The organism is Azospirillum mesophilum (assembly GCF_053470405.2).
Map to the genome: position 1 here is coordinate 1 of NZ_JBPXMQ020000027.1, position 11,344 is coordinate 11,344.

Genomic DNA, 11,344 nt, shown 5'->3' on the forward strand with positions numbered 1-11,344 from the left:
CGCAAAGCATAGCGTCGCATCGGTCGGCCCTCCCGTCAGCCGACGCTCTATGAATCACGCATTCCGCCCGCTGGGAATCCCCTAACTGACGACACGCCCTAGGAAGGCTTTGCGAAATGACTTGGACCGGACGCGAGGGCGAAATACCGCCTTGATCTCCCGCCAGCCTCGTCGCAATATGATGCATCATACAGCGACCGGACGAGTGCCGGAGCAGAAGGCGGGTGATGACCGAGTACGATCTGGCCCTTCTTGAACACGACAACCTCGGCAGCACAATCTACCAAAAATTGTGCGAAGCCCTGATGAAGGGTGTGTTCAAGCCCGGCGATCGCATCAAAATCCGTGACTTGGCCGAACGCCTGGGGACGAGCGTCACGCCGGTGCGCGATGCCATTCTGCGTCTGGTGCAGGACCAGGCCCTGGTGCTGCGCTCGCCCCGCGACATCCGCGTTCCGCTGCTGACCAGGGCGGTCTACCTGGAAATCCGCGACATCCGCGTCAATCTGGAAGGGCTGGCCGCCGAACGCGCCGCCCAGAACGCCACGCCGGCCCGGATCCGGACCTTGGAAGCCCTTCTGACGCGCAACGAAGAGGCCCTCGCCGCCGGCGACACCCCGCTGGCCACCGAACTCAACCAGCGGTTCCATTTCGAACTTGCGGCGATCGCGGATATGCCGGTGCTTCGCGACATTCAGCGACGGCTGTGGCTCCAGATGGGGCCGCTGATCGCCGACGTTTACGCCGGCGCCGGGCGCACCATGATCGACCACCATTATCCGCTGATGGAGGCCATTCGCCGTCACGACGGCCCGGCCGCCGCCCACGCCATCCAGCAGGATATCCTGCAGGCCAGCGGACCGATCCTGGAGCGGATCGACGCGGCGGCCGACGCGGCAAGCCCCAAAGCCGTCGCCCTTTGACTCCTCCGACCCGACGCATTTCCCACTTGGCCCGCACCCCACGATGATGCATCAAACATTGAAATCTTCGAGCGACCGGGACACAGCGGCCACCGCGCCGCGGGATGTTCTCACCACCGTTGCGCCGCCGATCTCTCCGGAGGAAGCCGGCGTCGAGGCGCAACGGCACTTCGGCGTGGCCGGGACCGTGCGCGCGCTGACCAGCGAGCGGGATCGCAATTTCCACATCGCCGCCTCCAACGGGCAAGGCTATGTGCTGAAATTCACCAATCCGGCCGAGCCGCAGGTCGTCACCAGCTTCCAGACCGAGGCCATGCTGCACGTCGCCGCGCGCGACGCTGCGCTGCCGGTGCCGCGCGTCATGCGGACTCTGGACGGGGCGCCGCAGGTCGAGGTGCAGGTCGACGGCAGTCCCATGGTGCTTCGGCTGCTGACCTATCTCGAAGGCACGCCGCTTCACGCCACCCAGGCGTCGCCAGGGCAGATGCGGGCGCTGGGGACGACCCTGGCCCGGTTGGATGTGGCGCTGGCCGATTTCGAACACCCCGGCGCGCAGCGCGACCTGCTGTGGGACATCACCCGCACCGCCAGCGTCCGGGACCGGCTGCATTATCTGGACGATGGATCGCGGCGGCGCATGGTCGAACGCTTCGTCGCCCGCTTCGCCGACGAGGTGGTCCCCCGGCTGCCCGCGTTGCGCCATCAGGTCATTCACAACGACCTCAATCCCCACAACGCGGTGGTCGATCCCGTCAGCCATGACACGGTCACCGGGATCATCGATTTCGGCGACGCGCTGAAGGCGCCGCTGGTCAACGATCTGGCGACGGCGCTTGCCTACCACGTCGCCAGCGGCGAGACGCCGTTCGGCTCCATCGTCGAGATGACGCGCGCCTACCATGCCGTGCTTCCGCTGACGCCGGCGGAGGTGGACCTGCTGCCCGATCTGGTGGCGGCCCGCCTGGCCCTGACCATCGGCATCACGAGCTGGCGGGCGGCCGAGTACCCCGAGAACCGCGCCTACATTCTGCGCAACGCCGAACGCGCCTTCGCCGGCCTGAGCCGATTGACCGGCGACGAGGCGGGCGCCGCGAACCGCTTGCTCCATCACGCCTGCCAGGAAGAGTGACACCGCATGACAATGATCAATGCCTACGCGCCCGACGCCGCCGGTTCTCTGCCCGAGCGCGAGCGCGCCCTGATCGCCCGCCGCGAGCGGCTGCTCGGTCCGGCTTACCGGCTGTTCTACGCCGATCCGGTCCATGTCGTGCGGGGGGAGGGCTCCTACCTCTATGATCCCGACGGCAACCGTTACCTGGACGCCTACAACAACGTCGCGTCCGTCGGGCACTGCCGGCCCGAGGTGGTGGAGGCGATGGCGAAGCAGGCGGCGGTGCTGAACACCCACACGCGCTACCTGACCGATGGCATCGTCGAATTCGCCGAGGCCTTCCTGGCGGAGTTCCCGCCGGAACTGTCGCACCTGATGATGACCTGCACGGGCAGCGAGGCCAATGACCTGGCCTTGCGCGTCGCCCGCGTTCACACAGGCGGTACGGGCGTCGTCATCGCCCACAACGCCTATCATGGCGTGACCTCGGCGCTGGCGGAAATGTCACCCTCGCTCGGGTCCGCGGTGAAGCTGGGGGACCATGTCCGCGTGGTGCCGGCTCCGGACGGCTACCGAATCCCCGAGGCCGAGGTGGGCACCGCCTTCGCCCGTTCCGTGGAAGCCGCCATCGCCGACATGAGGGAGAAGGGCATCAAGCCGGCGGCGCTGCTGGTCGACACCATCTTCTCCAGCAGCGGCGTCTTCACCGATCCGGCGGGCTTCCTCGCGCCCGCGGTCGAGGTGATGCGCAAGGCCGGCGGCATTTTCATCGCGGACGAGGTGCAGCCCGGCTTCGGGCGGCTCGGCACTCACATGTGGGGCTTCGCGCGCCACGGGCTGGTGCCCGACATCGTGACCATCGGCAAACCCATGGGCAACGGCCATCCGGTGGCCGGCGCCGTGTTCCGGCCGGAGGTGATCGAGGTCTTCGGCAAGAGCCAGCGCTACTTCAACACCTTCGGCGGCAACCCGGTATCCTGCGCGGTGGCCCTGGCGGTGCTGCGGGTGATCAAGACGGAGCGTTTGCAGGAGAACGCCCTGGCCGTGGGCACGGAGCTGATCGAGGGCCTGCGCGCCCTGGCCGGCAAGCATGACCTGATCGGCGACGTGCGCGGCAGCGGTCTGTTCGTCGGTGTCGAGATGGTGTGCGACCGCGCGCGCAAGACGCCGGCCTCGGAAGAGGCCGCCCGCGTGGTCAACGACATGCGCAAGCGCCGGGTGCTCATCAGCGCGACGGGGCAGGAGGGCCACATCCTCAAGATCCGCCCGCCCCTGGTGTTCTCGTTGGACGACGCGAAGCTGTTCCTCGCCACCCTGGACGAGGTGTTGGCGGCGTTGTAGCGCGTCGCGTTCGCGGTGCGAGCGTGCGGACCGTGGGTGCTGGAGGGGAGGAGCAAAGGACGTGACCACAGATTCCGTGACCACAGATTCCATGAGTGACATCGGGCGGGTCGCGGTCGTCGGCTGCGGCACCGTGGGGGCGAGCTGGGCGGCGCTGTTCCTTGCCCACGGTCTGGACGTCGCCGCGACCGACCCGGCGCCGGGCGCGCGGGACCGGCTGGAGCGCTTCGTCGAACGCGCGCTGGCGCAGCTCGCGGAGCTGGGCTGCCGGGGCGGCGGGCGCCTGACCTTTCACACGGCTCTTGCCGATGCGCTGGACGGCGCCGGCCTCGTGCAGGAAAACGCGCCCGAGGACGAGGGGCTGAAGCGCCGCCTGCTGGCCGACATCGACGCCCGGGTTCCTCCGGACGTGATCGTGGCGAGCAGCACCTCGGCGCTGCTGCGCAGCGCCATCGTGGCCGACTGCCGCAGGCCGGGCCGGCATGTGGTCGCCCACCCCTTCAACCCGCCGCACCTCTTGCCGCTGGTGGAGATCGTCGGTGCGGATGGCGGTGCGGATGGCGGCGTGATCGAGCGGGCGGTTGCCTTCTACCGTTCGCTGGGCCGGCGCCCGGTGGTGCTCAACCGCGAGATGGCCGGGCACATCGCCAACCGGCTCAGCTCCGCCCTCTATCGCGAGGCGGTGCATCTGGTCGAGCAGGGCGTCGCCAGCGTGGCGGACATCGACGCGGCGATCAGCCATGGTCCCGGCCTGCGCTGGGCGATCATGGGGCCGCATATGACCTATCACCTGGGCGGCGGCGACGGGGGCATCGCGCACTATCTCGCGCATCTCGGGCCGAGCCAGCTGCGCCGCTGGGCCACCCTCGGCAATCCGGGCCTCGGGCCGGAGGTGCAGGCCCGCATCGTCGACGGCGTCGCCGAGGAGGCGGCAGGCCGCTCCGTCGAGGAGCTGGAGGCGGAGCGCGACCGCGCGCTGATGGACCTGCTGCGCGTGCTCGGCCGTGACCCGGCGGGAGGTGCCGCATGACCCCGCTGGTCATCGCCGTCGCGCCGAACGGGGCGCGCCGCGGCAAGGCGGACCACCCCGCGATCCCGCTGACCGCGGAGGAGATCGCGCGCGAGGCGGCGCGCTGCCGGGACGCCGGCGCCGGCATGCTGCATCTTCATGTTCGCGACGGCGCCGGCCGCCACACGCTCGACCCCGACGCCTACCGCGCGGCCATCGCCGCGGTCCGGCGGGAGGCCGGGGCGAACCTGCTGATCCAGGCGACGTCCGAGGCGGTCGGGGTCTACACCGCCGAGCAGCAGATGGCTGCCATGCGCGCCCTGCGGCCGGAAGCCTTCTCCGCGGCCGTGAGGGAACTGGTGCCCGACAGCGCGTCGGAAGCCGCGGCGGCCCGCTTCTACGCGGAGCAGGCGGCGGCGGGCACGCTGGTCCAGCACATTCTCTACGACACCGCCGACGTGGCCCGTTTTGCGGAGCTGGTCGCCCGCGGCGTGATCCCGGACGTGGGGTGCAGCGTGCTGTTCGTGCTGGGCCGCTACGCACCGGGTCAGCGCTCGGCACCGCCGGACCTGTTGCCCTTCCTGGCTGCCTGGAGCGGGCGGTTCGCCTGGATGGTGTGCGCGTTCGGCGCGCTGGAGGGAGCCTGCGCGATCACATCGGCGGGGCTTGGCGGGCACGTCCGCGTCGGCTTCGAGAACAACCTGTGGCTGGCCGACGGATCGGTCGCACCGGACAACGCCGCCCTGGTGGCCCAGGTCGCCACCGCCGCACCCCTGCTGGGCCGCGTGCCGGCCGATGGCGACACGGCGCGGCAACTCCTCCGTTCGCCATGACGCAGCCGCCGGTGGTCAGGCCGCCAAACCGTGGCCGCAGCTCAACGGGCCGGCATGCCGACATTCAAATCGGAGAACTCTTGTCCAGTTCGGCGAACAGCCAGTCCTGAAAGCTGCGGACCTTCGGCAGGTCGGCGCGCGATTTCAAAAGGTTGAGGGTGTAGCCCTGCACCTTCAGCCCTTCCAGCCCGAAGGGCGCCACGAGCCGTCCGGCTTCCAGCTCGCGCTGCACCAGCAGCAGGCTTTCCAGGCACACGCCCAGCCCGTCCACGGCCGCGCTGATCGCCATGAAGGAGCGGTCGAAGCGCGGCCCGCGCGTGATCTCCAACTTCACCTTCCGGTGCTGGCGCAGCCAGTCGCGCCATCCCACGAGACAGACCTCGCTGTGGACCAGCGTGTGGTGCCGCAGGTCCTCGGGCGTCCGGATCGGGTGCGGCCCGTTCATCAGCGCCGGCGCGCACAGCGGCACGATGGTTTCCGTGGGGAAGGGCAGCACCTGCGTGCCCGCCGGCTGCAAGCGCGAGCCGTAGCGGATGGCGAGGTCCACCGCCTCCGTCGACAGATCCACCGGCGCGACGGTCGCGTTCAGCCGCACGTCGATGTCCGGGTTGAGCGAACTGAACCGTGCCAGACGCGGCATCAGCCACTGCGTGGCGAAGCTGGGCGTTGAATGGATGGTCAGGATGTCGCTCTTCTCCGTTCGGCCGATGTTGCGGGTGGCCGTGTCGATGCGGGCGAAGGCGGCGGTGATCTCCTCCGCGTAGGCGCGCCCGGCGTCGGTCAGGACAACCGCCCGGTGCACGCGGTGGAACAGGTTCACCCCGACCTGCTCCTCCAAAAACTTGATCTGATGGCTGACCGCGGAGGGCGTGACGAGCAGTTCTTCCGCAGCAAGTGCGAAGGAAGACAGCCGGGCCGCCGCTTCGAACGCCTGCACGGCTTTCAGGGACACCCGATGCTGCATCGCACAACTCACATGAATTCAGCTCAGCTAAATGACTTTATTATTCGTTTGAGCGAATTCACGCAACAAAACACGCTCTCTCCGAGGCCGCACGGATAATCCGTGGGGCAAACCGGATCGAAAAGGCCGGATCGAAAAGGGACTGGCCTGCCGCTTGCCCGGAACAGACCGGAGAAGCGCCGGATCATGGAGAACCGCGTGAACACAACCGCCATAGGGCACAACGTCACCCTTGCCGAGCGCGCCTACCGCATCCGCCGGAACGCGCTGCTGATGGGCGAGGTGCAGGGCCAGGGCTACATCGGGCAGGCGCTTGACATCGCCGACGTGCTGGCCGTTTCGTATTTCCACGCCATGACCTACCGCCCGGAGGATCCGGAGTGGGAAGGGCGCGACCGCTTCATGCTGTCGAACGGCCACTGCGCCATCGCGCTCTACGCCGCGCTGACCGAGGCCGGCATCATCCCGCAGGAGGAGCTGGAGACCTACGGCAGCGACGACAGCCGCTTGCCCATGTCGGGCATGGCCGCCTACACGCCGGGCATGGAGATGTCGGGCGGGTCGCTGGGCCTGGGCTTGAGCATCGCCGTTGGCCGCTGCCTGGGGCTGAAGCGCAAGGGCTCGTCCTCCGTGGTCTACACGCTGTTCTCCGACGGCGAACTGGACGAGGGCTCGGTCTGGGAAGCCATCCTGTCGGCGGGCCACTACAAGCTCGACAACCTGATCGGCATCATCGACGTCAACAACCAGCAGGCCGACGGCCCCTCCACCCACGTGATGGGTTTCGAGCCGCTGGTGCCGAAGCTGGAATCCTTCGGCTGGTTCACGCAGCGCGTGGACGGCAACGATCTGGACGCGGTGGTTGCGGCCTTCGACGCCGCCCGCAACCATCCGGAGCCGAAGCCCCGCATGATCGTCTGCGACACCAGGATGGGCAAGGGCGTGCCGTTCCTGGAGGCCCGCGAGAAGAACCATTTCATCCGCGTGGACGAGCACGAATGGCAGCTCGCCCTGCAGGCGCTGGACGCCGGGAGGACCGCATGAACGCCGCCAAGCCGGGCCTCAAACCCCCAAGCTGAAGACCTCGGCGATGATCGCCTCGATCGCCGCCGAAGGTCAGCGCACCAAGGCCGCCCCCTTCGGCCACGCCCTGGTCGAGCTGGCGAAGGACCGGCCTGAAATCGTCGGCATGACCGCCGACCTCGCCAAATACACCGACCTGCACATCTTCGCGAAGGCCTACCCGGACCGCTTCTACCAGATGGGCATGGCCGAGCAACTGCTGATGGGGGCCGCCGCCGGCATGGCGCACGAGGGCATGATCCCCTTCGTCACCACCTACGCCGTCTTCGCCTCGCGCCGCGCCTACGACTTCATCCACCAGACGATCGCGGAGGAGCACCGCAACGTCAAGATCGCCTGCGCTCTGCCGGGCCTGACCTCCGGCTATGGCCCCAGCCATCAGGCGGCCGAGGATCTGGCGCTGATCCGCGCCATCCCGAACATGACGGTGATCGACCCCTGCGACGCGCTGGACATCGAGCAGGCGGTGCCGGCCATGGCCGCCCACCAGGGGCCGGTCTACATGCGCCTGCTGGAGGTCGCCAACCAGTTCGCCGCCGACAACATCGGCGTGGCGGTCCTGCACACCCCGACCATCAAGCCGTTGGACAACGTGACCATCCTGCGCGAGGCGTCCCGCTCCGGCCGGCTGGTCGTGGTGGCGGAGAACCACACGGAGATCGGCGGCCTGGGCGAGGCCGTGGCCGCGGCGCTGCTGTGCGCCGGCGTGACGCCGCCCTTCCGCCAGATCGCGCTTCCCGACCAGTTCCTCGACGCGGGCGCGCTGCCGACGCTGCACGACCGCTACGGCATCTCGGCCGACGCCATGGCCGCCACCATCAAGGGCTGGCTCGGCTGAGAGCCTGTGAGTTTTGAGGCGAGGGGTTTCCCTCGCCCGCCCCCGGCGGGAGAGGGAGGGCCCGCGAAGCGGGAGGGTGAGGGCAAGGTTTCCCCGAGAAACCTCGGTCCGCACCTCCTGAATTCTCGGACTGACCTTGCCCTCACCCTCCCACGCCTTCGGCGCGGGCCCCTCCCTCTCCCGGCGGGGCTGGGCGAGGGGGAAATTTCCCACAATTCGGAATTCCGAACATGCACAAGATCGTCTTTCTCGACCGGGCCACCATCGCCCCGCAGATCCGCCTGCGCCGGCCGGGCTTTGCGCACGAGCTGATCGAGCATCCGCAGACCCGTCCGGAGGAGGTGGTGGAGCGCCTTGCCGGCGCCAGCATCGCCATCACCAACAAGGTCCCCCTGACGGCGGCGATGCTGGAGCAGCTTCCCGACCTGAAGCTGATCGCCGTGGCGGCGACCGGCACCGACTGCGTGAACAAGGCCGCTTGCCAGAGCAAGGGCATCGGTGTGACCAACATCCGGGGCTACGCGGTCAGCACCGTGCCGGAGCACACCTTCGCGCTGATCCTGGCGCTGCGCCGGAACATCGTCGCCTACCGGCAGGACGTGATTGCCGGCGAATGGCAGAAGGCCGGGCAGTTCTGCTTCTTCAACCACCCGATCCACGACCTGCGCGGCGCGCGCCTCGGCATCATCGGGGAGGGCGTGCTGGGCCAGCGCGTGGCCGAGCTGGGACGCGCCTTCGGCATGGTGCCGCTGTTCGCCGCCCACAAGGGCAAGAGCGGCCTTGGCCCGCTCTACACGCCGTGGGACGAGGTGCTGGAGACCAGCGACGTCATCACCCTGCACAGCCCGCTGACGCCGGAGACCCGTGGGGTGATCGCCCTGCCGGAATTCCGCCGGATGACGCGCAAGCCCCTGATCGTCAACACCGCGCGCGGCGGCCTTGTGGTCGAGGAGGATTTGGTGACCGCCCTCGACGAAGGGCTGATCAGCGGCGCCGGCTTCGACGTCACGGTGTCGGAGCCGCCGGCGCCCGACAACCCGCTGATGCGCGCCGCCGGTCGCCCGAACGTGATCCTGACCCCGCACGTCGCCTGGGCTTCGGACGAGGCGCAGCAGACCCTGGCCGATCAGCTGATCGACAACATCGAGAACTTCGTCAATGGTAGGCCGAGCAACCTCGTGCTGGGCGCCTACTGATCGCCGTCTGCTGATCTTGGGGGAGACTCTGACATGACCATCGCACCTCGGGACCTGCTGCGCCGCATGTTCGACGCGGCGGTGAGCGCCGCCCAGCCGGCGCTCTGCGTGCCGGCCCACCTGCCGGAGCCTCCGAAGGGGCGGCTGGTGGTGATCGGGGCGGGCAAGGCCTCGGCGGCGATGGCGAAGGCGGTGGAGGACCACTGGCCGGGTGATTTGTCCGGTCTCGTGGTCACCCGCTACGGCTACGCGGTGTCCTGCGACCGGATCGAGATCGTGGAGGCGGCGCATCCTGTGCCCGATGCCGCCGGGATGGTCGCGGCCGAGCGGATCCAGGCGCTGGTGTCGGGGCTGACCGCCGACGACCTCGTCCTGTGCCTGATCTCCGGCGGCGGCTCGGCCCTGCTGGTGCAGCCGCTGGACGGGCTGACGCTGGACGACAAGCAGGCGGTCAACCGCGCGCTGCTCGCCTCCGGCGCCACGATTTCGGAGATGAACTGCGTGCGCCGGCACCTGTCGGGCGTCAAGGGCGGGCGGCTCGCCGCCGCTTGCCACCCGGCCCGCGTGGTTACTCTGCTGCTGTCCGACGTGCCGGGCGACAACCCCATGGACATCGCTTCCGGCCCCACCGTCGCCGACCCGACGACCTGCGCCGACGCGCTGGCGATCATCAAGCGCTATGGCATCACGGTGCCGCCCAAGGTCTTGGAAATCCTGGAAAGCGGCCGGGGCGAGAGCGTCAAGCCCGGCGACCCGCGCCTGTCCGGCTGCGAGACGCGCATGATCGCCACCCCGCAGATGGCCCTGGAAGCCGCCGCCGTGGTGGCGCGGGAGGCCGGATACGCCGTGCACATCCTGAGCGACCGCATCGAGGGCGAGGCGCGCGACGTCGGGAAGGTCATGGCCGGGCTGGCGCTCCAGGTGGCCGAACGCGGCCAGCCCTTCACGGCACCGTGCGTGCTGCTGTCGGGCGGAGAGACCACGGTAACCGTGCGCGGCCAGGGCCGGGGCGGGCGCAATGTGGAGTTCCTGCTGGCGCTGGGCATCGCGCTGGACGGGCATCCGGCCATCCACGCCATCGCCGGCGACACCGACGGCGTGGACGGGCTGGAGGAGATCGCCGGGGCCATCCTGACCCCCGACAGTCTGGCCCGCGCCTGGGAGCGCGGCATCAAGCCCAAGGACAGCCTCGCCGACAACGACGGGCACGGCTTCTTCGAGGGCATCGGCGACAGCGTCGTCACCGGCCCGACCCTGACCAACGTCAACGACTTCCGCGCGATCCTGATCGCGCCGCCGTAACCGTTTCTTCAATCCGGGCAACGGCGGACCATGGCCGAACCGGGCACGCGCGCCACTTATCTTGCCGACAGGCAACGGAGGCGCCGATGCAATACGATCCCTATGTTTCCCGCCCGCAGGAATCCGGGCGGGAATTCGCCGGCTACACCCCGGTGGCGATGGTGCTGCACTGGGTGATGGCGCTGCTTCTGATCGTCCAATACGCCATCGCCTGGACGATGCCCGAAATCCGCCGGGGCACCCAGCCGGAAACCTTGATCAATTTGCATCTGTCCTTTGGTTTGCTGATCGTGATTTTGCTGCTGTGCCGGCTGGCGTGGCGGCTGACCCACCCGGCCCCGCCGCCGCCCGCGGGCCTGCCGGGATGGCAGAACGCCGCGTCGTCGCTGATCCACTGGCTGCTCTATCTGCTTCTCGTGGCCGTGCCGGTGCTGGGCTGGATGAACGCCTCCGCTCGCGGCTGGACGGTGACGCTGTTCTGGGCGTTGCCGCTGCCCTCGCTGATGGCGGAAGGGTCGCAGCTGGGCCGTTCATCCGGCGACGTCCATGTGGTGCTGAGCTACGTGCTGCTGGGGGCGGCCGGGCTGCACATCCTGGCGGCCCTCTACCATCGCTTCGTGCTGCGCGACGAGGTGCTGCGGCGGATGCTGCCGGGTACCTGACGGCCGCCTTCCCCAATCGGTGACATTCGAGAAAGGAGCGGAACCGGATCGTCGCCCGCGACCTTGAGGGTGGGTAGTGCCT

11 protein-coding genes are annotated in these 11,344 nt (G+C 69.0%); 10 read left to right on the forward strand and 1 reads right to left on the reverse strand.

What is annotated here, in order from left to right; translation table 11 throughout:
* Positions 1-227: 227 nt before the first annotated feature.
* The 5 genes from ACSVC7_RS22405 (at position 228) to ACSVC7_RS22425 (ending at position 5,217) form a co-directional block, all read left to right on the forward strand.
* Positions 228-923, forward strand: a complete 696-nt coding sequence (locus ACSVC7_RS22405) for a GntR family transcriptional regulator (protein ID WP_448206960.1) — start codon at positions 228-230, stop codon at positions 921-923.
* A 58-nt stretch (positions 924-981) separates the two neighbouring features.
* Complete coding sequence (locus ACSVC7_RS22410; RefSeq protein ID WP_448206959.1) at positions 982-2,052, forward strand: phosphotransferase; 1,071 nt, start codon at positions 982-984, stop codon at positions 2,050-2,052.
* Positions 2,053-2,058: 6 nt separating this feature from the next.
* Positions 2,059-3,375: an aspartate aminotransferase family protein gene (locus tag ACSVC7_RS22415; protein ID WP_448206958.1), complete on the forward strand. Its 1,317-nt coding sequence runs from the start codon at positions 2,059-2,061 to the stop codon at positions 3,373-3,375.
* Between the two features lie 61 nt (positions 3,376-3,436).
* A complete protein-coding gene (locus tag ACSVC7_RS22420) occupies positions 3,437-4,405 on the forward strand; it encodes a 3-hydroxyacyl-CoA dehydrogenase NAD-binding domain-containing protein (protein WP_483508655.1) in 969 nt (322 codons plus the stop codon).
* Entirely contained in the window at positions 4,402-5,217 is an 816-nt protein-coding gene (locus tag ACSVC7_RS22425; RefSeq protein WP_448206956.1) for a beta-keto acid cleavage family enzyme, read from the forward strand. The genes ACSVC7_RS22420 and ACSVC7_RS22425 overlap by 4 nt, the downstream gene beginning before the upstream one ends.
* Positions 5,218-5,281: 64 nt before the next feature.
* On the opposite strand, the gene gcvA is transcribed toward ACSVC7_RS22425, so the two are convergent.
* A complete protein-coding gene (gene gcvA, locus ACSVC7_RS22430; protein WP_448206955.1) occupies positions 5,282-6,181 on the reverse strand; it encodes a transcriptional regulator GcvA in 900 nt (299 codons plus the stop codon).
* A gap of 198 nt (positions 6,182-6,379) precedes the next feature.
* Between gcvA and ACSVC7_RS22435 the strand changes: the two genes are divergently transcribed.
* The 5 genes from ACSVC7_RS22435 (at position 6,380) to ACSVC7_RS22455 (ending at position 11,262) form a co-directional block, all read left to right on the forward strand.
* A complete protein-coding gene (locus ACSVC7_RS22435) occupies positions 6,380-7,225 on the forward strand; it encodes a transketolase (protein ID WP_448206954.1) in 846 nt (281 codons plus the stop codon).
* A 46-nt stretch (positions 7,226-7,271) separates the two neighbouring features.
* The gene (locus ACSVC7_RS22440; protein WP_448206953.1) at positions 7,272-8,102 is read left to right on the forward strand and encodes a transketolase family protein; all 831 of its coding nucleotides are present in this window, start codon (positions 7,272-7,274) and stop codon (positions 8,100-8,102) included.
* A gap of 230 nt (positions 8,103-8,332) precedes the next feature.
* Positions 8,333-9,298, forward strand: coding sequence for a D-2-hydroxyacid dehydrogenase (locus ACSVC7_RS22445; RefSeq protein ID WP_448206952.1), 966 nt, complete (start codon positions 8,333-8,335; stop codon positions 9,296-9,298).
* Positions 9,299-9,331: 33 nt separating this feature from the next.
* A complete protein-coding gene (locus ACSVC7_RS22450; protein WP_448206951.1) occupies positions 9,332-10,600 on the forward strand; it encodes a glycerate kinase type-2 family protein in 1,269 nt (422 codons plus the stop codon).
* Between the two features lie 86 nt (positions 10,601-10,686).
* Positions 10,687-11,262 carry a cytochrome b gene (locus ACSVC7_RS22455; RefSeq protein WP_448206950.1) on the forward strand — a complete coding sequence of 192 codons (576 nt, stop codon included), beginning with the start codon at positions 10,687-10,689 and terminating at the stop codon, positions 11,260-11,262.
* Positions 11,263-11,344: the final 82 nt, after the last annotated feature.

Coding starts and splice junctions, on each gene's coding strand:
- ACSVC7_RS22415 (WP_448206958.1), top strand. CDS start 2,059: ATGACAATGATCAATGCCTACGCGCCCGACGCCGCCGGTTCTCTGCCC.
- ACSVC7_RS22450 (WP_448206951.1), top strand. CDS start 9,332: ATGACCATCGCACCTCGGGACCTGCTGCGCCGCATGTTCGACGCGGCG.
- ACSVC7_RS22405 (WP_448206960.1), top strand. CDS start 228: ATGACCGAGTACGATCTGGCCCTTCTTGAACACGACAACCTCGGCAGC.
- ACSVC7_RS22440 (WP_448206953.1), top strand. CDS start 7,272: ATGATCGCCTCGATCGCCGCCGAAGGTCAGCGCACCAAGGCCGCCCCC.
- ACSVC7_RS22445 (WP_448206952.1), top strand. CDS start 8,333: ATGCACAAGATCGTCTTTCTCGACCGGGCCACCATCGCCCCGCAGATC.
- ACSVC7_RS22425 (WP_448206956.1), top strand. CDS start 4,402: ATGACCCCGCTGGTCATCGCCGTCGCGCCGAACGGGGCGCGCCGCGGC.
- ACSVC7_RS22455 (WP_448206950.1), top strand. CDS start 10,687: ATGCAATACGATCCCTATGTTTCCCGCCCGCAGGAATCCGGGCGGGAA.
- gcvA (WP_448206955.1), bottom strand. CDS start 6,181: ATGCAGCATCGGGTGTCCCTGAAAGCCGTGCAGGCGTTCGAAGCGGCG.